This is a genomic window from Aeromonas sp. R4-1, assembly GCF_040908325.1.
GTDB lineage: Bacteria > Pseudomonadota > Gammaproteobacteria > Enterobacterales > Aeromonadaceae > Aeromonas > Aeromonas veronii.
In genome coordinates this window covers 67,647-88,463 of record NZ_JBFODM010000098.1, presented here as the reverse complement: position 1 = coordinate 88,463, position 20,817 = coordinate 67,647, and the positions used below count along the sequence as shown (strand labels likewise).

Sequence of the window (20,817 nt, the reverse complement as noted above, 5' to 3'; positions counted from 1 at the left end):
GTATGGGCAAACTTGGTTTTGGCCTTTCAGTGATGCTCTGCTGTGCTTCGGCACAGGCGGCGCTCGATATTGCCCAGGTTCCCCTCTATCTCGGCACCCGGGCCGATCCCAATATCATGTTTACCCTGGATGATTCAGGCTCGATGCATTTCGAGTTGATGCCGGAGGGGTTGATCGAGAACAGCGCTCGCTACGTCTACCCCAGAGCCGACAATGTCTATGGCAGCGAGGATTATGACAACCGGACCGTGACCTTCACCAGCAATAACGACCGCAATGCCTATACCCGCTCAAGCAACAACAACAAACTCTACTACAACCCGCAGCTGACCTATCGTCCCTGGGCCAATGCGGATGGCTCCTTGATGGCAAATGCCAAAGTGACCTGTGCCCCTCACAACCCTATGAAGACGGCGGCCGGTTGTCGCAACCTGACTGAAACCAATCGAGCATGGTGGGCCATCTATTACACTGAGTTTTCTCCTTATTATTACAACCAAGACGAGAGTTTCTGGCCGGCTGTCTATTTTGACTACAAGGGAAGTGGCAATGTATTCAACGCCAAGAACTATACCCGGGTGGTGATAAACAAAGCGGTGGCCACCGTCTATGACGGTCGCCCCAATCGCAGTGATTGTAAGAGCGCCCCCGTTTGTACCTATGACGAGGAGATCCAGAACTTTGCCAACTGGTATACCTACTACCGCTCCCGGATCCTAGCGGCTCGTGCCGGGGTCGGCCGTGCCTTTGCCAGCCAAGGGCAGGCCCTGCGGGTGGGGTTTGCCACCATCAACGCTAGCGGCAGTGTGATCCGCGGGGTGGCGCCTTTCTCCGGAACCGATCGCAGCGCCTTTTTCAGCGACCTTTACAGCCGCGATATTCCGGCCGCCGGCACGCCGCTGCGCACCAGTCTGAAGGACGTGGGGGAGTACTTCTCCCGCACCGACAAAAACGGCCCCTGGGCGGCCAGTGCCGGCAGCACCTTGCCCCACCTCACCTGCCGGCAGAGCTACAACATCCTGATGACTGATGGCTACTGGAACGGAAATTCTCCCTGGGTCGGCGATCAGGACAAAGATAGCATCGAGAATACGCTGGCCGATGTGGCCTACCAGTACTGGAAGACCGATCTGCGCCCCGATCTCGCCAACAAGGTGCCGACCAGCACGGCGGATCCGGCCAATTGGCAGCATCTGGTCAACTTTACCGTCGGACTCGGCGTCAACGGTTCCCTTAATCCTGCCAACGGTATCCCGAGCCGTTGGCCCAATCCCCATGATCCGGATGACAAGGAGTACAAGAATGCGACCTACATTCCGGAGTACAAGATTGATGACCTGTGGCACGCGGCACTCAACAGCAAGGGCAGTTTTTTCAGCGCGGGTGACCCCGACATCTTTGCCGCAGCTCTGAGCAGTACCCTTGCCCAGATCGCAGCGCGCAACAGCTCCGCCAGCTCGGTAACCGCCAACGCAACCCGGCTGGACAGCAATACCCACATCTACCAAGCCCGCTACAACAGCGGCGACTGGTCGGGGCAACTGGTCTCGATCCCGCTGAACAGCGATGGCACCCTTGGGGAGATCGCTTGGGATGCCGCTACCTTGATCCCCGAGCCTTCGGCACGCAATATCTTCACCCGGCAAGATGGTGTCGGCATCCCCTTTCGTTGGGATACGCTGAATGTGACCAACCGGGCTCTATTCAATGTCGCTGGTGACAACCAGGGAGAAAGCCGTGTCGCCTATCTGCGCGGTGATCGCAGTGGTGAGCAGCGTAATGGTGGTGCGTTTCGTAATCGTAGTGATCTGCTCGGCGACATCATCAATTCTGATCCCGTCTACGTGGGCAAGCGTGATTACGGTTACAGCAGTGCAGCCGGTCTGACCCAGACCGAGCGGGAGGGTTACCAAGCTTTTCTAAGCTCGACGGCGATTACCCGGCGCCCACCCATGCTCTATGTCGGTGCCAATGACGGTATGCTGCACGGATTTCGAGTCGCCGACGGTGTCGAGCGACTGGCCTATATCCCGTCCAGCCTGCTGGGCGAGCTGAATCAGTTGACCAGACCGAATTACAGCCATCGCTACTATGTGGATGGGACGCCCAGGGTAGGCGATGCCTATCTGGGCAGTCGCTGGAAGAGCATCTTGCTGGGATCCACCGGTGCCGGTGGCAAGGCGGTATTTGCCATCGATGTGACGGCCCCGGATAACTTCACCGCCGACAAGATGCTGTGGGAGTTCACCGATAGCGAAATGGGGGTTGCACTGGCGGCACCCACTCTGGTGCGGGTCAAAGCCGACAACAAATGGGTTGCTCTGGTTGCGAATGGTTACAACAGCACCAGTCAGACTGCGAGGCTGTTTGTACTGGATCTGGCGACTGGCGCCATCATCAAAGAGATTGATACCGAGGTAGGGTCTTCCAGCGAGCCCAATGGTCTATCTTCCCCCTTGCCGGTAGATCAAGACGGGGACAGGGTTGTCGACTATGTCTATGCCGGTGACCTGCACGGCAATCTGTGGAAATTCGATCTGACTGACAAAAACAGTGCCCAGTGGGGAAGTGCTTTGAAAACGGGCAACAAGCCCAAGCCGCTGTTCCAGGCCTGTAATGGCAGCTGCAGTGCCGGTACGCGTCAGCCGATCACCATGCGTCCTTTAGCTATTCGGCACCCTAAAGGGGGGGTTATGGTGATGATGGGGACTGGCAGTTATTTTACCAATGATGACAAACTGGTTCCCGCTACGCCTAGGCTGGAAGCGGTGTACGGTATCTGGGATACGGGGGCTACCGTGCTCAGTAGCCAGCTGTTGCAGCAGAGCATCACCCATGAGTTTGTGGCCAACGGCACCACTATCAAGTTCAATGTGAGGGTGGTCTCCAACCGGAATGTCAATTACACCAGCCAAAAGGGTTGGTATCTGCTATTGAAATCGCCAGGCTTGAGCAAGGGGGTCGGTGAGCGTGCCGTCTCCGAGATGCTCTATCGGCATAAGCGACTGATCTTCAATACCTTGACCCCGTCGGCGGATGCCTGTGACTTTGGTGGCCGCTCCTGGCTGATGGAGCTGGATCCCATCTCGGGGGCCAGACTCACCTACTCGGTGTTTGACGTTAACGGCGACGGGGCCGTCAACGATGATGATTACGTCGCGATCGAGGATGAAGCCGGCAATGACATCAAGGTGCCGGTCAGCGGCAAGCAATTTGATGAGCTCACCACGACGCCAAGCGTAGTGGAAGATGCCGAGATGGAGCGCAAATATATCAGCGGCTCCAGCGGAAATATCTCGGTCACGCTGGAAGAGGGGGCAGGCGATCTGGGTGGCCGCCAGTCCTGGTTGCAACTGGAGTAGAGGTTGGCATGGAACGTGGTTTTACCCTGATTGAGTTGATGATAGTGGTCGCAGTGGTCGCCATTCTGGCCGCGATCGCGTACCCCAGTTACAACAACTACATGGCGGCAGCCAAGCGGGCCGAAGCCAAGGCTGTGTTGCTGGAAGCGGCGCAATATCTGGAGCGGGAGTTTACTGCCAATGGCAATTACGACGCCGGTAACCTGGCTTCTGCCGGTTTGGCGACCCTGCCGAGGGATGGTGGTGCTGCTTATTACAATATGGCGCTCAATGTCAGCGGGGCCCGTTATACCCTGACGGCTATTCCGACCGGTGTGATGAATGGCGACCCCTGCGGCCTGCTAACTCTGGATCAGGGGGGGCTGCAGGGAGTGTCGATGGCCACTATGACGGCTGCCGAGTGCTGGTAGTCAGTTACCAGCAGGCGGCAGGAGTCTTGGTGTCGGCCTTGTTGATAGTCAGGGTATCACAGGCCGTATTGCCGGCCTTGTCGCCGACCTGGGCCCCCTTGCTGGTGGCTACCAGTGTGTAGGCGGTGGCGGTGGCGCCAGAAATGCTAAAGGTGTAGTGGTCGCTGGTTGGGTTGCCCACACTGGCTATCGCACTGCTGTAACTGGCATTGGAGATGCGAAATTCTTCCTGTTTGAGCTGCATGGTCAACAAGCCCTTGATGGCATCGGCTCGACGAGATTTACGCAGACCGTCGGTAAAGCTCGGGTAGGCGACAGCAGCAATAATGGCAACAATGGCAACGACCACCATCAATTCCAGCAGGGTGATTCCAGATTGTTTGATTCTCATGGGCGCGGCAGGGTTCGTTAAACAGGTAGATACTATAGGATAGCACTGACCTCATACTCTACTGGCATGTGCGAAAAGAAAGGAGTCTTTAGCCAATGGAATGCGCAGAAGGCCGCTCAGCCGGTTTTACCGTGATTGAATTGATGATCGCTGTCGCGTTGGTCGCGTTGCTGCTGACCGTGGCGATCCCCAGTTATCAGTCATTGCGCCAGGAGCAGATGGTCAAGGCGGCTACTCAGGCCGTATACACGGATATCATGCTGCTCAAGTCAGAGGCGATCAAACGTAATCGCACCTTGCAGTTTATTATCTTCAACAGCGGTACCAGTAACTGGTGCTATCGCATCAGTATTGATGGTGACAGCAGCTGTGCAAGCTGCAGCGATACTTGCTCCAGCTTGGAAGGGCGCAAAGGAGCTGACGCTAGTGAATTCCCCGGGATTATCCTGACGGGCTCATATGCCGAGAGTGCCAGCAACACTCGGCCCATCACCTTCTCACCCCGTCGCGGTACTTTGCCAAGCGGCAATATTACGGTCACCTCGTCTAATGCAAGCATGAAAGTGATCACCAGCAATCTGGGTCGAGTGAGAACCTGTGCAGTCAGCAGTGTGATCGGGGAGGTTGCATGCAATTGAAGATGCGGGGCTTTAGTCTGGTCGAGCTGATGGTGGCTATGGTGGCTGGTTTGCTGCTGGTTGCCGCAGTGACATCATTGTTTGCCACCATCCTCAAGGCTAACTATACCGCCATGCAGACCAGCCGTTTGAATCAGGAAGTACAGGCTCTGACCGACATGATCGCTCGGGACATTCAACGGGCCGGTTATGACGCCAACGCAACCCAGTTTCTTGCAGCCCCCTCTGGCAGCCGATCCAGTTTCTACTTTGATACCGTTACAGACTTGATGAATGAAACAGCTACCGGTTCCGGTTTGTATACCTGTGTCAGAGTACGTTATGACAACGATGGGAACGGTGTGTTGGGCACAGATGACACCTTGGTATACAGCTATCTGAGCGCTGATAAAGGAATCAAACAGGGAACTGGTTCCACAACATGCGGTAATGGCACTTTTATTTCGACCGATGACACCATTGAGATCACCGGGATGACGCTGAAACTGTTGCCGAGCAGTCAGGGCAGCGGGGCACGAGCGCTGCAACTGATGGTGAGCGGTCGTTTCAAAGCGTCGCCTGCGCTGACCTTGACTCTGCAGCGCGATATCAAATTGCGTAACGACGGGTACTGAGATGAAGCGACAGTCCGGTTTTACAACCTTTACCATCACTCTATTGCTGGTGTTGATCCTGCTCGGTATCTCGCTGCTGGTTGGCAAGATGCTGGTTGCAGATCGGCGGGTAACGCTCAATGAGGTGCTCTATCGACAAGCGATGGCGATGGCTGAGGTGGGCCTGGCTGATGGACTTGGGCGGCTGGCTCTTGATCCCACTTGGCGTACCAGCGGGGCAACAACCACTTTAACGACTGGGAGCTACACATTGTCATCTGTTGACGATGCCGCTATTACGGTGGGATCTGTGGCGGTGACCCCCGTCATAGTGCGTTCCCAGGCGACGTTAAGCAATGATCAGGCCCAAGCGGTAGTAGAAACCAAAGTCGTTCGGTTCAGTGTGTTGGCCGGCACTCCTGCGGCTCCCTTGACTGTTGCTGGTGGTATGGCAGTGGGGGGTAATTTTACCATTGTGGCCAACCCAAATGGTGGCGGTCTTGGCGTTCCTCTGTCGGTCTGGACCAATGGTAATGTCGACCTCATAACTGGTACGGGGCAAACCTGTCATCAGGGGGATTATAACGGGGGGTGCTCTGCCAATATCAGCCAGAAAGGGGATAAACAGTCAGATATCAAGGACAACGATACGGCTTTCCCGACCGATTTGGTCTGGTATCTATTTAATGAAAAGGATGATGCGACAGGTTGGTCAAATCTGGAGGCTAGAGCGACCCAAAAGTTGACCGATTGCAGCAGCCTTGGCCCGACGTCAACGGGTCTTGTCATAGTGGATGGTGATTGCAAGCCTTCTGCGAATGTTGGCTCTGTGACCGCACCAGTCATTCTGATCGTGCGTAATGGCAATCTGGCAGTGAACGGTAATACCGTTCTGTATGGCCTCGTGTTCGCTTACTCATCAAATCCAGCTTCTGCAGCAACGGATGTGAAGTTGACGGGTGGCGCCATCGTAAACGGCGCTATGGTTGCCAACTATCAACTGGGTAATGCCAATGGTACCTATGATGCCAAGTACGATGCCGGTGTTTTGAGCAATATATCGAATGGCGCCTCTTTTCAGGTCGTTAATCAGGTGCCTGGTAGCTGGCGGGATTGGTAGAGGGAGATGGCGATGAATAGGCAAAAAGGATTTGGCCTGCTTGAGATCCTCATTACTCTGGTTGTGCTGGGGGTGGGGATAGTTGGACTGGTTGCAATGTCTAAGTCAGGGTTGATCATGTCGCAAGATGGTCGCCGTTATGAGACTGCTATGCGTCTGGCAGAGTCCAAGCTTGATGAGTTTCGCAATTTTAATAGTGTGGTTACCGCAACAGCACCACTGACGGCTTACAACCAAATCTCATCGGCAAGTGCTGCAGTGACCATGTCGGGGGATCCTTACTCCCTGACCTGGACGGTGACCAACCAGTATTTGAATGGCTCTAACTGGCAAAATACAGCGCCAGTTGGTTATCGTCTCAGCTATCCGGGACGCAAGGCAATTATCGTCAGCGTTGGCTGGACCGATAGCGAAGGACAGGCCCAAACATTACAACTGGCAGGCAATGTTTCACCAATAGAGTCTCTAAGCTCGGCGCAGCTTGATGGTGGATTGGATACAACCCGACAGGGGCCAAAAGTTAATTACACCCCTGGCGTGGCGCCAGATGTTATCTCTGTCGAATTGGGAGATGGCAACAAGCAGGAGACCAGCAAGCCCTTACCTACCGTCACCTCCAAAGATGGTCAGGTTGGAAAATTGGTGCAATTTGAAACCGTTACATACAAACCTGAAGCCGGTGGCAGTACCCAGCAAGTCTTGCAAGATATGGCATCCGTCTCTTGTTCCTGTAGCTTCGATGACAACCTGAGCTCTTATCTGCCTGGCCAGATCTACAACTCGGCGAGCAACCAACTCTATTGGAAGGCAGGTGCGATGCAGAGTAAACCCACGGGGTCTCTGGATAACAGTATCAATGGCCAGCCGGCCCTATGCTCTAGCTGCTGTAAGGACCATTTCGATGGCAGCGGGTCGAGTTTTAGTAATTTCTATGCACCATTGAATACATCAAGAGTTCGTTACAACAGCTCTCTGAATGCGGTGACCAATGGTAAATATGTGGATGCGTGCCGCTTTGTCCGGTTGGATGGTTATTACCGTCCATTGCCGGACTGGAATCTGGTCAAAGTAGTCGTAACTACCGCTGATTTTTTGGCCAAGCCAGCAAATCAGGCCAGTTATCAGAAATACATCAAATATGTGGTCAAGACCTATATTGATTGGCAAAAATCGACGCTGAGGTGGGTGAAAGGGGCCTCTGCCACCTTGCCGACCATCACCGATTTTTCAACCTGGCTGGCTACCAATGCAGAAGCTGGAGGGAATACTACGACCGGGATCACAGTGAGTACCGGGACGGCGCAGCTTATTGCTCGAGGCATCTATGTGGATGTGCTTGACCCCGTCTATTTAGCCAATATTGATACCAGTTCAGTCGATTACCTAACCAAAGTACCCTTTCAGGATATCAACCTGACCATGCTGGCGGAGTGGTCAATGGGACCGTTGACTCAACTCACAGGTAATGCCACGGATTATGTTGCTGTGACCAATGAAGCGGTCAAAACCGTGGTTGATCTCAATAACTACTACTTCGGTAGTTATAGCCGAGGCTATATGACGGCGAAGAAGTCGACCAAAGATAGCAATCAGGTTCTGCGCGACGTGACCGTGCGAGTCACTGCATATCAGGGGAATTCGGGGATCACCGCATCCTTGATCTCCGCCAGAGACCAGTCACTGGCATTGACGGCAGATATGCTGGTCAAGGTCGATGCGGCGCAGCAGACCGTGCCAACCATCAAGGTGAGTGGGCGAATTCAATGTTTGGAACGTGGCAAGGGGAACAATAATCCTCCCCCCGAGGCATGTGGCAAAAATTCTTTCAGCAATTTGAGCATCAGCACACCAAACTCTGGTGCGACTTGCCGTATTGATTACCCACAGGCGAATAATCAACCGGCAGCATATCTGTGTGAAGCGCCTGAGAATTCAACGTTGGTTATCAATCTCTCATACACCAACCAGGGCAGCACCACCTTTATGTTGCAGCCATCTTCTTTCAGCGTACAGATGACCCCTCAGTCCAACAACCAAGTGCTGAGTGGCCCTTGCTCGCTGCTGGTGGACAACGGGGTGACCAATGCAACCAGTCTGACTTGCACCCGTTAAGCCTTGGGCGCTGGCACAGCCAGCGCCTTTTCTTTATCATTCCCCATCATTTTCGAATTCAAGATGCATCGCCATGGCAAAAGCCCTCTCTCTGATGCTTGCCCAGTTGAATCTGACGGTAGGCGCCATCGAAGATAACACTGACAAAGTGCTCGCTGCGGCAGCTCAAGCCGAACAGCAAGGTGCCGATCTGCTGGTCTGCTCCGAGCTGGCCCTCACCGGTTATCCACCGGAAGATCTGTTGCTGCGTGCCGACCTGATGATGCGGGTCGAAGCCGCGTTGGCTCGTGTTGCCGAATGGCAGGGCAACTGTGCCATTTTGGTGGGGCATCCCTGGCGTGAAGGGGAGGCACTCTATAACGCCGCCTCCCTCTATGAGCAGGGCAGGCTGATTGCTCGTTACTTCAAGCAGGACTTGCCCAACTACGGCGTGTTTGATGAGAAGCGCTACTTCACTGCGGCGACCGAGACCTGCGTGGTGCCGTTTCGTGGTCACCAGCTGGGCCTGCTCATCTGCGAAGATTTGTGGCAGCCGGGTCCGGCGCTGGCCGCCAAGGCGGCGGGGGCCGAGCTGCTGCTCACCATCAATGCGTCGCCATACGATCAGGATAAACCCTGGATCCGCCGCGAACTGATGGCCGAGCGCTGCGATCAAACCGGTCTGCCGCTGGTCTACCTCAATCAGGTCTGCGGTCAGGACGAGCTGATTTTCGACGGCTGCTCCAAGGTGTTCAGCAGCCAGGGTGAGTTGACCCACAAGCTGGCTCCGTTTGCCGAAGAGCTGATGCTGGTACGTTTTGCTGATGGCCAGCCAGTGAAGGAGCGGGAGCCCGCTGCGCCGCTGGAGCCGTTGGCCGAGACCTATCAGGCGCTGGTGCTGGCAGTGCGCGACTATGTTACCAAGAACGGTTTCCACGGTGCTGTGCTGGGTCTATCCGGCGGCATCGACTCGGCGCTGACGCTGGCCATTGCGGCCGATGCCATCGGTGCCGACAAGGTGCAGGCTGTGATGATGCCGTTCCGCTACACCGCCCAGATGAGCGTGGAGGATGCCAAGGAGCAGGCCGAGCGAATGGGGGTGGAGTTCAACATCATCTCCATCGAGCCGATGTTCGAAGGGTTTGTGACCCAGCTGGCGCCGCTTTTTGAAGGCACCGCCCGCGATACCACCGAAGAGAACTTGCAGGCCCGCTGCCGCGGCGTGCTGCTGATGGCGCTCTCTAACAAGCGTCGTCGTATCGTGCTGACCACCGGTAACAAGAGCGAGATGGCGGTCGGCTATGCCACGCTGTACGGTGACATGGCCGGTGGCTTCGACGTGCTGAAAGATGTGCCAAAGACGCTGGTATTCAAGTTGTGCGAATATCGCAACTCGGTCGACTATGTGATCCCGCAGCGGGTTATCGACCGTCCTCCTTCAGCGGAGCTGGCGCCGGATCAGGTGGATCAGGACAGCCTGCCGCCATACGACATCCTGGATGCCATCCTCAAGCGTTACGTGGAAGAGGATGCCTCAGTCGCCGACATGGTGGCCGAAGGGTTCGAGGAAGCGGTGGTGCGCAAGGTGATCCGCCTGGTGGATCTCAACGAATACAAGCGCCGTCAGGCGGCGGTCGGGCCCCGCATCACGGCTCGCAACTTTGGTAAGGATCGCCGTTACCCCATTACATCCGGGTTCGGCAAACAGAACTGGTAAGGAGTCACCATGAAGAAGATTGAAGCCATCATCAAACCGTTCAAGCTGGACGATGTGCGCGAGGCCTTGGCCGAGATCGGCATCAACGGCATGACCGTATCCGAAGTCAAAGGCTTCGGCCGCCAGAAGGGCCATACCGAGCTCTATCGCGGCGCCGAATATATGGTCGACTTCCTGCCGAAAGTGAAGGTGGAGCTGGTGGTGCAGGACGAGGATCTCGATGCCTGTCTGGAAGCGATCCAGAACACAGCCCGCACCGGCAAGATTGGTGATGGCAAGATCTTCGTCTGCGAGGTGGAGCGTGTCATTCGTATCCGTACCGGCGAAGAGAACGAAGACGCGATCTGACCTTGGCTATCTCTTTACCTGACCAGAGGCGTGAAGTGTGGCCTCATTTGATGGGGTTGATGCGCTTGGTGGTGGTCGCCAGCCTGTTGGCGGGCCTGACTGCTTGCAGTACCCGTCCACCGGCCCAGCCGGAGAATCTGTGCCAGATCTTTCGCGAGAAGCCGGACTGGCACAAGGCCGCGCTCAAGATGAACGAGAAGTGGGGGACGCCGATCCATGTGGTGATGGCCATGATGTATCAGGAGTCCTCTTACGTACATGATGCCCAGCCGCCGATGCAGTATTTCCTCTTCATCCCGACCGGGCGGGCCAGTTCGGCTTACGGTTATGCTCAGGTCAAAGATGAAACCTGGGCCGATTACCAGCGAGAAACCGGCAACAGCTGGAGTGACCGCGATGATTTTGCCGACGCCATCGATTTTATGGGTTGGTACACTAACAAAGCCCAGCGGCTCAATGGCACCTCCAAGTGGGATGCCTATGGCCAGTACCTCAACTATCACGAAGGGTGGGGTGGCTACCGGCGTGGCAGCTATCGCAGCAAGGGGTGGTTGATGAAGACCTCTCGCAAGGTAGAGGCTCGCGCCCAGCGCTACGGCGCCCAGTACCGTCAATGCAAGGATCAGCTCTCCCGTGGGGGCTGGTTCTGGTAACCAAATCAGGAGTCAGAAATGCCGTTATTGGACAGTTTTACCGTTGACCACACCCGTATGGAAGCGCCAGCGGTGCGTGTGGCCAAGACCATGCAGACCCCGAACAAGGACACTATTACCGTGTTCGACCTGCGTTTCTGTGTGCCGAATCAGGAGATCCTCTCCGAGCGCGGTATCCATACGCTGGAGCACCTGTTCGCCGGTTTTATGCGTGATCACCTGAACGGCAACGGCGTGGAGATCATCGATATCTCCCCCATGGGTTGCCGTACCGGCTTCTACATGAGCCTGATCGGTGCGCCGGACGAAGCTCGGGTTGGCGCCGCCTGGCAAGCTGCCATGAGCGACGTGCTGACCGTGCAGGATCAGGCCAAGATCCCCGAACTGAACGAGTATCAGTGTGGCACCTACAGCATGCACTCGCTGGAAGAGGCCCACGCCATCGCCCGTCATGTGCTGGAGCGCGGTATCGGCGTTAACCACAACGACGAGCTGGCCCTGCCGGAAGAGAAGCTGAAGAGTCTGTGAGGCGGATGAGCAGTCGCTCATCGGATAACCTCTTCAGGGAATGTTAAAAGAGCCGGTCAGCCATGCTGACCGGCTCTTTTTTATCTCGCCCGACCGCAATAGTGGGGATGGCTTGCTCACCTTGCCGACTCTGATTAGGATGGTTTTTTACCTGAACCTGTTGGCAGAGGTGTGACGATGAAAGGGATACTGCTGCACTGGCTGGCCCGTTACGACGCGTGGTGCGAGGAGTGGGGGCTCACTCAGGAGAACCGGCGCTGCTGCACGCCGGTTCGTTATGATGATGATTCAAGCAAAGAGCGAGCTTGCGCAGAAGAGGCTGAGCTCAATCAAAATTGCGGGTCACGGCACCGGTAACGCTGTTGTACTCGAAGCCGAGGCCATTTCGATAATCCGAGCTGGTCTGGAAGCGACCAATTGAGTCGAGCAGGATATAGCGGCAGTTGTTGTGATTTATATTGGGCTCATCTTCGTCTGCATAGCCTGTCGTAATTATGGTGGATAGGTAATCAACACCGTCTGGAATAACAACGTCAGTAGGGTCTATGCGGGCAGCGGTTTGGCCGCCATCAAGCAGATCGGTCAAGAGCAGTTTACAGTCTGACGGGTTGCTAACCGATATATGGTTACCAGAGCCAGGCTGATAAGGGGTGTCTACCGGTTTGTTGTAATCTTCTTCGGAACCCACCGGCCAACCATAGCGATTGATATCCAATTTGCCTTTACCAAAGCTGCTCAGATTGTAGAGCGCGATTGCTTGTCCCTGCATTTTCACCGCCCACCCAGCATGAGCCAGCTGAACTGCGCTGGCAAAGCTGCCTGCGGTCGCCGAGACCGTGCTTTTCAGGGCATCATCCTTGATATTGATAAAGCGGGGCAGGGCGGTGACGGCCAGGATCCCCAGCACTATGATCACCAACACCAGTTCAATCAGGGTAAAGCCGTTGTTTTTGTTGTTCATCATGTTCAATGACCCATTAAATACCGCAAACAGGTGTGAGTGATATGCAGCTGATAGATACCCATTGCCATCTCGACTTTCCGGTGTTTGACCAGGACAGGGAGGCACTGCTGGCCCGTTGTCGGGCATTGGGGGTGACGGAGTATATCATTCCTGCCATCGCAGAAGATAACTGGACTCGTGTGATGGCACTGGCAGAGCAACATGACGGCCTCTTTTATGGTCTGGGCGTTCATCCCTGGTATGCCGGTGAACAGCGTGAGGGGGTGATGGAGCGGCTGCGAACGCTGGTGATGAGCCAGCCTGTCGGGCTGGTGGCCATAGGCGAGTGTGGGCTGGACCTCCGTTCTCACGTGCCTCAGGAGGGGCAGCTTGCGCTGTTTGAGGCACAGATCCGGCTGGCTGCCGATGTCGGGCTTCCCCTGATGATCCACTCGGTGCGTGCCAATGACACTGTGGCCAAGCTGTTGCGCCGTTTCAAGCCGCCTCGTGGCGGGGTGATCCATGCTTTCAGCGGTTCGTTGCAGCAGGCGGAGGCTTTCTGGCAACTAGGCTTTCGACTCGGGGTGGGCGGGGTAATCAGTTTTGAGCGGGCGAACAAGACGCGAGAGGTATTTCGGGCCATGCCGCTCGAGGCCCTGGTGCTGGAAACTGATTCGCCCGATATGCCCTTACAAGGTGAGCACGGCACCCGGAATACCCCGGAAGCGCTGCCGAAAATAGCGGAAATATTGATGACCTTGCGGGAGGAATTATCGGCAGATGTTGCCAAGGTGTTATTTGAAACTGCCCGGCATATTTTCCATCATGACCAATAGCCATGAAACAAATTCGCAACACCCGATTTAGTTGTCAGGAAAAAAAATGAGCGTAAAAATCGTTTGCTGTCTAATTTTGTGACACTTGGACATTTTGATAACGATAAAATGTGACCAGCATTCTATTTTATCGGACTTTAATTAGTATAATGCGCTCCCCTTGATTAGTTGGGTTTAATAACAACTCGCTAACAAGCCAGGTGCTACTAGAGGAAGATAATAATGAATTTGTTCATGGGTCTGGTAGGGATGGCGACGCTCGTCCTTATCGCGGTGCTGTTCTCCAGCAATCGCAAGGCAATCAACGTGCGTACCGTTGTCGGTGCGTTCGCAATTCAAGCCGGTCTGGGGGCGTTTGTACTCTATGTTCCGGTTGGTCGCGATATCCTGGTCGGCGTGTCCGACGCGGTATCCAGCGTGATCAGCTACGGCCAGAACGGGATCGACTTCCTGTTTGGCGGTCTGGTCAGCAACAAGATGTTTGAAGTGTTCGGTGGCGGCGGCTTTGTCTTTGCCTTCCGTGTTCTGCCGGTCATCATCTTCTTCTCTTCCCTGATAGCAGTGCTCTACTACCTGGGCATCATGCAGATGGTCATCAAGTTGCTGGGCGGCGGTCTGCAGAAAGTATTGGGTACTTCCCGCACCGAATCCCTCTCTGCAACCGCCAACATCTTCGTCGGTCAGACCGAAGCGCCGCTGGTGGTTCGTCCTTACATCGCCAAGATGACTGACTCCGAGCTGTTCGCCGTCATGTGTGGTGGTCTGGCTTCCGTTGCCGGTTCCGTACTGGCCGGTTACGCCTCCATGGGCGTGAAGATGGAGTACCTGATTGCTGCCTCCTTCATGGCTGCACCGGGTGGTCTGCTGTTCGCCAAGCTGCTGGTTCCCGAGACAGAGACCCCGAACTACGACGAAAGCTCTGCCGATGCCGAGCTGGATGACAAGCCTGCCAACGTCATTGACGCTGCTGCTGCTGGCGCTTCTGCCGGTATGCAACTGGCCCTGAACGTTGGCGCCATGCTGCTGGCCTTCATCGGTCTGATCGCCATGATCAACGGCATCTTCTCCGGTGTGGGTGGCTGGTTCGGTTATCCGCAACTCTCTCTGGAACTGCTGCTGGGCTGGATCTTCTCCCCGCTGGCCTTCCTGATCGGTGTGCCCTGGAATGAAGCAGTGGTTGCCGGTTCCTTCATCGGTCAGAAGCTGGTAGTGAACGAGTTCGTGGCTTACCTGAACTTCGCTCCGTACCTGAAAGACGAAGTGCTGATCAACGGTGTGGCCATGTCCGATCACACCAAGGCGATCATCTCCTTCGCGCTGTGTGGTTTTGCCAACCTCTCCTCTGTTGCCATCCTGCTGGGTGGTCTGGGGTCCATGGCGCCGAACCGCCGCGGCACCATTGCACGCTTTGGTCTGAAAGCCGTACTGGCTGGCTCTCTGTCCAACCTGATGTCTGCCACTATCGCAGGCTTCTTCCTGGCACTGTCCGGCATGTAATCGCCGCCTGACTGACAGGGTATAAACACGAACGCCACGGCATCTGCCGTGGCGTTCGCGTATGGAGCGGTGACAACCGTTTTCCTATCTAAACTAATAATAAAATGAGTCAAATCGGAGGTTATATGAATGAAGTGCTACTGGCGATGGTGGCCGGCTTTATAGTTGGTTTGTTGTTTTCTTTCCTCAAATTGCCGATCCCGGCGCCTCCCGTTTTGTCCGGGGTAATGGGGATCGTCGGGGTCTATCTGGGGGGATTGGCCTACTCCTGGATCCTGACCCGTTTCTTTTCGTAAGGCTTTTTTAGACCTGGATTTGCCAGATGTGAGGTACCTCTGAAATTGGCAAATCCGGCTTGCAAACAGGGGGTATCTCGGCTGAAATAGGCGTTGCCAGCAGGGTGCTGGCAATGACTAATACTCGATGAAATCGGGTGTTGGCGGTCAAATGGAATTGATTGGGAAGTCGGGTCAGATGTTGTCGGCCTTTCTCAAGTCTTCATGGAACCAAGTCCGCACTTTTGTAAGAAAGTGACAGGGCTCTTGCCTTATTTACAGTCGCAGTGCCTGCAGGGTGTTTTGAATAGCATCCCGATAGTGCCGGTGCCTTCGCACTGTAATTCCATTCCCGTATAGCTGGGGGATTACTGCCTGTGCATCCATCGCTGGATGGTATGGTGGTGCCCGGTTATCTGGATTAAATCGAGACTTTGGAGAACAGAATGACTGATCTGAAAGTGGCCGCTCAGCGCGCCCTGAACCTGATGGACCTGACCACCCTGAACGATGACGACACCGATCAGAAGGTGATCGACCTGTGCCACAAGGCCAAGTCACCGGCTGGCCTGACCGCCGCCGTCTGCATCTACCCCCGTTTTATCCCTATCGCTCGCAAGACCCTGCGTGAGATCGGCGCTGCCGACGTACGCATTGCGACCGTGACCAACTTCCCGCACGGCAACGACGACATCGAGATCGCCGTGGCCGAAACCCGTGCCGCAGTCGCCTACGGTGCTGACGAAGTGGACGTGGTGTTCCCGTATCGCGCCTTCATGGCTGGTAATGAACAGATCGGTTTTGATCTGGTCAAAGCCTGTAAAGAGGCCTGCGGTGCCAACGTGCTGCTGAAAGTGATCATCGAAACCGGCGAGCTGAAAGAAGAGGGGCTGATCCGTCGCGCTTCCGAAATCTGTATCGATGCCGGTGCCGACTTCATCAAGACCTCCACCGGCAAGGTGCCGGTCAATGCGACCCCAGAAGCGGCACGCATCATGATGGAAGTGATCAAGGCCAAGAATCCGAAAGTCGGCTTCAAGCCTGCTGGTGGCGTGAAAGATGCCGCCGTTGCCGGTCAGTACCTGGCCATGGCCGAAGAGATCCTCGGCAACGACTGGGTATCTGCCCGTACCTTCCGCTTTGGTGCATCCAGCCTGCTGGCCAGTCTGCTGGCCACTCTGGGGCATGGCGACAAGCCAGCCAACACCAGCGGTTACTAATAGGTTGATGAGAGGGCGGACGGCTGTCCGCCCTGTTAGCCCCCACCATGCGGTGTGCGGGCAAGGATTCAGGCTTGTGTAACGCCAGCAATGGCGGAGGGAATGAAAGATGTTTTTGCCTCAAGAAATTATTCGCAAGAAGCGCAACGGTGAAGCGCTCAGTACCCAAGAAATTCAATTCTTCGTTCAGGGCATTACCAACAACACCATCGGTGAGGGGCAGATTGCCGCCCTGGCGATGGCGGTCTACTTCAAAGACATGACCATGGATGAGCGGGTTGCCCTGACCTGCGCCATGCGCGACTCCGGCATGGTGCTGACCTGGGATCACCTCAATCTGGGTGGCCCGATTGTCGACAAGCACTCCACCGGCGGTGTGGGTGACGTTGTCTCCCTGATGCTTGGCCCGATGGTCGCCGCCTGCGGCGGTTTCGTGCCGATGATCTCCGGCCGTGGCTTGGGCCACACCGGCGGTACCCTCGATAAACTGGATGCTATTCCCGGCTACCAGACCTCGGTCGACAACGACCGTTTCCTGAAAGTGGTGAAAGAGGCGGGTGTCGCCATCATCGGCCAGACCGGCGATCTTGCCCCCGCTGACAAGCGTATCTATGCAGTACGTGACATTACTGCAACCGTCGAATCCATCGCCATGATCACCGGCTCCATCCTCTCCAAGAAGCTCGCCTCCGGGCTCGAAGCGCTGGTGATGGATGTGAAAGTGGGCTCCGGCGCCTTTATGCCAACCTTCGAAGCCTCCGAAGAGCTGGCCAAGAGCATTGTGGCCGTGGCCAACGGTGCCGGTTGCCGCACCTCTGCGCTTTTGACCGATATGAACCAGGTGCTGGCCTCCAGCGCCGGTAACGCGGTGGAAGTACGTGAAGCGGTGCGTTACCTGACAGGTGAATACCGTAACCCGCGCATCCACGAAGTGACCATGGCACTGTGCGCCGAGATGCTGATCTCCGCCGGTCTTGCCAGCGACGAGCGCGATGCCCGCACCAAGCTGCAGGCGGTGCTGGATAATGGCAAGGCGGCCGAGATCTTCGGTCGCATGGTGACTGGTCTCGGTGGCCCGGCCGATTTTATGGAGCGTTACGACGCTTACCTGCCCAAAGCCGCCATCGTGCGCCCGGTCTTCGCGGCCAACAGCGGTTTCGTGACCGCCATGGATACCCGCGAGCTGGGTCTGGCCGTGGTCGCCATGGGCGGTGGTCGCCGCGCTGCCGGTGACAAACTTGATTATGCGGTCGGTCTGACCGACTTTATCCGCCTGGGTCAAAGTGTTGATGCTGACAAGCCGATCGCGATGATCCACGCTCAGACTGAAGAGCAATATGCTCAGGCTGCCAGCATGGTGCAGGCGGCTGTCCGGATTGGTGGCGAGCGGCCGGAGGCACTGCCTGAAGTGTACCGCCGTATCACCCTGGCCGATTTGTAACAAGGGGAAGACCCATGAAACGTACCTTTATTCTGATGATGGACTCTTTCGGTATTGGCGCAGCTGCCGACGCCGACAAGTTCGGAGATGTGGGCGCCAACACCCTTGGCCATATCGCCAAGGCGTGTGCGGCAGGTGAAATTGAAGGCCGTGGTGCCCTCAATCTGCCCAACCTCAACAAGCTGGGTCTGGGCCACGCCTGCGAGCAGGCTTCCGGCTACTTCCCGGAAGGGCTGAAGAAAGATATCGAGGTCGTCGGTGCCTACGGTTTTGCTCAGGAGCTCTCCTCCGGCAAGGACACCCCGTCCGGTCACTGGGAGATCGCCGGCGTGCCCGTGCTGTTCGAGTGGGGCTACTTCAAGGATCACCACAACAGCTTCCCGCAGGAGCTGCTGGACGCCATCGTCGAGAAGGCTGGTCTGCCAGGGTATCTCGGCAACTGCCACGCCTCCGGTACCCAGGTGCTGGATGATCTGGGCGAAGAGCACATGAAGACCGGCAAGCCGATCCTCTACACCTCTGCCGACTCCGTGTTCCAGATTGCCTGCCACGAAGAGACCTACGGCCTCGAGAAGCTCTATGAGCTGTGCCACATCGTGCGCGAGCTGCTGGAGCCCTACAACATCGGCCGCGTGATTGCGCGTCCGTTCGTGGGCACTGGCAAGGGTAACTTCAAGCGTACCGGCAACCGTCACGACTACTCCGTGCTGCCGCCGGCGCCGACCGTGCTGGATTACATGAAAGATGCGGGCGGTCAGGTGGTCTCCATCGGCAAGATTGCCGACATCTATGCCCAGCAGGGCATCACCAAGCAGGTGAAAGGGACCGGCCTGACCGAGCTGTGGGATCGCACGCTGGAAGAGGTGAAAGCGGCCGGTGACAACACCATCGTCTTCACCAACTTTGTGGACTTCGACTCCTCCTACGGCCACCGCCGTGATGTTGCCGGTTATGCCGGTGCGCTGGAGTATTTCGATTCCCGCCTGCCGGAGCTGTTTGAGCTGCTGCAAGATGGCGACGTGGTGGTGCTGACTGCCGATCACGGCTGCGACCCGACCTGGGGTGGTACCGACCACACCCGCGAATACATTCCGGTGCTGTTCTTCGGCAAGCCGGTCAAGGCTGGCTCCGTCGGTCGTCGCGAGACCTTTGCCGATATCGGCCAGAGCATCGCGGCTTACCACGGTCTGCCGAAACTGGCGTACGGTACCAGCTTCCTGTAATTTACCCGCCCGCCACTTCGGCGGCGAGCAATTTATAAAACAATAAAACTCAACCTAGTGTGAAGGAATCAAGAGAATGGCAACTCCTCATATCAATGCGAAAGATGGCGCCTTTGCTGATACCGTGCTGATGCCGGGCGACCCCCTGCGCGCCAAGTACATCGCTGAAACTTTCCTGGAGAACGTTGAGCAGATCTGCGACGTGCGCAACATGTTCGGTTTCACCGGTACCTACAAGGGCCGTCGTATCTCCGTCATGGGTCACGGCATGGGTATCCCCTCCTGCTCCATCTACGCAAAAGAGCTGATCACCGATTACGGTGTGAAGACCCTGATCCGCGTGGGCTCCTGTGGCGCCGTGCGTGAAGACGTGAAACTGCGTGACGTGGTGATTGGTATGGGTGCCTGCACCGATTCCAAAGTAAACCGTCTGCGCTTCAAGGATCACGACTTCGCTGCCATCGCCGACTTCGACCTGGTTGCCAATGCCGTGCAGGCCGCCAAGAACAAGGGCGTTGCCGTGCGCGTCGGTAACATCTTCTCTGCCGACCTGTTCTACACTCCGGACCCCTCCATGTTCGACGTCATGGAAAAATACGGCATCCTGGGTGTCGAGATGGAAGCCGCCGGTATTTACGGCGTAGCTGCAGAGTACGGTGCCAAGGCACTGACCATCTGCACCGTCTCCGACCATATCCGTACCGGTGAGCAGACCACCTCTGAAGAGCGTCAGCTGACCTTCAACGACATGATCGAAATCGCACTGGATTCCGTCCTGCTGGGCGACAAGTAATTCCTCCGCGAATAAGAAACGGCGGCCTTCTGGCCGCCGTTTTTGTATCTGCTCTCTGGTTGTGCCATCAGTTTTCCGGAGGTGGCGAGGGGGGCGTACTCTTTTTCTTGTGCTTGCGCACCCGCATGTAGTTACGGCGCACGCCGTAGGAGATGAGCACCCCGGCCAGCAGGGCGACCAGCAGCATCAGGCGCTGTTTCTCCTGCACCACCTTGAGCCGGGTGTCCTTGTCTGCCAGCATCTGCTGCTCTTCCAGGGTGATGCGCAGGAAGCCGATGGTCTGCTCGCCATCCCGGATCTCCTGCACGAACTGGATCCGCCCCTTGCCCTGCTCCGGCAGTGACTTGTTATCGCTGCCGATGGGCAGCAAGCTCTCCAGCGGCACAGCCTGCTCAGACTGGGCGAGGGGAATGCCGCGTCCGTCGTAGAGGGTGGCATCGAGGATCTCCGGCTCCGCCGCCAGATCCCGCGCCAGCCGCTCCAGCTCGCTGCTCTTCTCCTCCTTGATCCAGCGTTTCATGTCTCGGGCGGCATAGGCGACCAGCGCCTGCGCCCGGTTGCGCGCTTCGCTGTGCAGTGAGGCCTGGCTTTCACCCTGCATATGAATAAGCACACCGAGCACCCAGCATCCGAGCAGGATACCGGCACCCAGGCTGAGAACACGTTTGATGGGAAGATGACGCTGCAAGCGCGAGACCTCATGGTAACAAGGAGTGGCGGGATCTTGGCGCTTGCCTG

20 protein-coding genes are annotated in these 20,817 nt (G+C 56.4%); 17 read left to right on the top strand and 3 right to left on the bottom strand.

Annotated features, from left to right (window positions below; genetic code table 11):
* The first annotated feature begins 2 nt into the window (after positions 1-2).
* A complete protein-coding gene (locus AB5Y90_RS18720; RefSeq protein ID WP_368167560.1) occupies positions 3-3,362 on the top strand; it encodes a pilus assembly protein in 3,360 nt (1,119 codons plus the stop codon).
* An 8-nt stretch (positions 3,363-3,370) separates the two neighbouring features.
* Positions 3,371-3,772, top strand: coding sequence for a type IVa pilus pseudopilin TppA (tppA, locus tag AB5Y90_RS18715; RefSeq protein WP_100646789.1), 402 nt, complete (start codon positions 3,371-3,373; stop codon positions 3,770-3,772).
* Positions 3,773-3,776: 4 nt separating this feature from the next.
* Here tppA and AB5Y90_RS18710 read toward each other — a convergent pair whose 3' ends face one another.
* Positions 3,777-4,163, bottom strand: a complete 387-nt coding sequence (locus AB5Y90_RS18710; protein ID WP_100646788.1) for a type IV pilin protein — start codon at positions 4,161-4,163, stop codon at positions 3,777-3,779.
* 95 nt (positions 4,164-4,258) lie between these two features.
* On the opposite strand from AB5Y90_RS18710, the gene AB5Y90_RS18705 reads away from it, so the two are divergent.
* The 8 genes from AB5Y90_RS18705 (at position 4,259) to luxS (ending at position 11,851) form a co-directional block, all read left to right on the top strand.
* Positions 4,259-4,801, top strand: coding sequence for a GspH/FimT family pseudopilin (locus AB5Y90_RS18705; protein ID WP_100646787.1), 543 nt, complete (start codon positions 4,259-4,261; stop codon positions 4,799-4,801).
* Complete coding sequence (locus AB5Y90_RS18700; RefSeq protein ID WP_123173786.1) at positions 4,792-5,415, top strand: PilW family protein; 624 nt, start codon at positions 4,792-4,794, stop codon at positions 5,413-5,415. The genes AB5Y90_RS18705 and AB5Y90_RS18700 overlap by 10 nt, the downstream gene beginning before the upstream one ends.
* A gap of 1 nt (position 5,416) precedes the next feature.
* Positions 5,417-6,514, top strand: a complete 1,098-nt coding sequence (locus tag AB5Y90_RS18695) for a PilX N-terminal domain-containing pilus assembly protein (protein WP_100654563.1) — start codon at positions 5,417-5,419, stop codon at positions 6,512-6,514.
* 12 nt (positions 6,515-6,526) lie between these two features.
* The gene (locus AB5Y90_RS18690) at positions 6,527-8,626 is read left to right on the top strand and encodes a prepilin-type N-terminal cleavage/methylation domain-containing protein (RefSeq protein WP_100646784.1); all 2,100 of its coding nucleotides are present in this window, start codon (positions 6,527-6,529) and stop codon (positions 8,624-8,626) included.
* Between the two features lie 73 nt (positions 8,627-8,699).
* A complete protein-coding gene (locus AB5Y90_RS18685; RefSeq protein ID WP_368167559.1) occupies positions 8,700-10,322 on the top strand; it encodes an NAD+ synthase in 1,623 nt (540 codons plus the stop codon).
* Between the two features lie 9 nt (positions 10,323-10,331).
* Positions 10,332-10,670, top strand: coding sequence for a nitrogen regulatory protein P-II (gene glnB, locus AB5Y90_RS18680; protein ID WP_005308848.1), 339 nt, complete (start codon positions 10,332-10,334; stop codon positions 10,668-10,670).
* 59 nt (positions 10,671-10,729) lie between these two features.
* Positions 10,730-11,323, top strand: coding sequence for a hypothetical protein (locus AB5Y90_RS18675; RefSeq protein ID WP_021230975.1), 594 nt, complete (start codon positions 10,730-10,732; stop codon positions 11,321-11,323).
* A gap of 18 nt (positions 11,324-11,341) precedes the next feature.
* Entirely contained in the window at positions 11,342-11,851 is a 510-nt protein-coding gene (luxS, locus tag AB5Y90_RS18670; protein ID WP_005340462.1) for an S-ribosylhomocysteine lyase, read from the top strand.
* Between the two features lie 325 nt (positions 11,852-12,176).
* On the opposite strand, the gene AB5Y90_RS18665 is transcribed toward luxS, so the two are convergent.
* Positions 12,177-12,815, bottom strand: coding sequence for a type II secretion system protein (locus AB5Y90_RS18665; protein ID WP_368167558.1), 639 nt, complete (start codon positions 12,813-12,815; stop codon positions 12,177-12,179).
* 41 nt (positions 12,816-12,856) lie between these two features.
* Between AB5Y90_RS18665 and AB5Y90_RS18660 the strand changes: the two genes are divergently transcribed.
* From AB5Y90_RS18660 to deoD, 7 genes are all read left to right on the top strand, one after another.
* Complete coding sequence (locus AB5Y90_RS18660; protein WP_368167556.1) at positions 12,857-13,630, top strand: TatD family hydrolase; 774 nt, start codon at positions 12,857-12,859, stop codon at positions 13,628-13,630.
* Between the two features lie 222 nt (positions 13,631-13,852).
* Positions 13,853-15,127 carry a NupC/NupG family nucleoside CNT transporter gene (locus AB5Y90_RS18655; RefSeq protein ID WP_005340466.1) on the top strand — a complete coding sequence of 425 codons (1,275 nt, stop codon included), beginning with the start codon at positions 13,853-13,855 and terminating at the stop codon, positions 15,125-15,127.
* A gap of 125 nt (positions 15,128-15,252) precedes the next feature.
* Positions 15,253-15,423, top strand: a complete 171-nt coding sequence (locus AB5Y90_RS18650) for a XapX domain-containing protein (protein WP_005340467.1) — start codon at positions 15,253-15,255, stop codon at positions 15,421-15,423.
* A gap of 425 nt (positions 15,424-15,848) precedes the next feature.
* Positions 15,849-16,622 carry a deoxyribose-phosphate aldolase gene (gene deoC, locus AB5Y90_RS18645; RefSeq protein ID WP_368167554.1) on the top strand — a complete coding sequence of 258 codons (774 nt, stop codon included), beginning with the start codon at positions 15,849-15,851 and terminating at the stop codon, positions 16,620-16,622.
* Positions 16,623-16,731: 109 nt separating this feature from the next.
* A complete protein-coding gene (deoA, locus tag AB5Y90_RS18640; RefSeq protein WP_005358033.1) occupies positions 16,732-18,063 on the top strand; it encodes a thymidine phosphorylase in 1,332 nt (443 codons plus the stop codon).
* Between the two features lie 14 nt (positions 18,064-18,077).
* Complete coding sequence (locus tag AB5Y90_RS18635) at positions 18,078-19,286, top strand: phosphopentomutase (RefSeq protein ID WP_021230981.1); 1,209 nt, start codon at positions 18,078-18,080, stop codon at positions 19,284-19,286.
* Between the two features lie 76 nt (positions 19,287-19,362).
* Positions 19,363-20,079, top strand: a complete 717-nt coding sequence (gene deoD / locus AB5Y90_RS18630; protein WP_005340471.1) for a purine-nucleoside phosphorylase — start codon at positions 19,363-19,365, stop codon at positions 20,077-20,079.
* 67 nt (positions 20,080-20,146) lie between these two features.
* On the opposite strand, the gene AB5Y90_RS18625 is transcribed toward deoD, so the two are convergent.
* A complete protein-coding gene (locus AB5Y90_RS18625) occupies positions 20,147-20,767 on the bottom strand; it encodes an AhpA/YtjB family protein (RefSeq protein WP_005340472.1) in 621 nt (206 codons plus the stop codon).
* Positions 20,768-20,817: the final 50 nt, after the last annotated feature.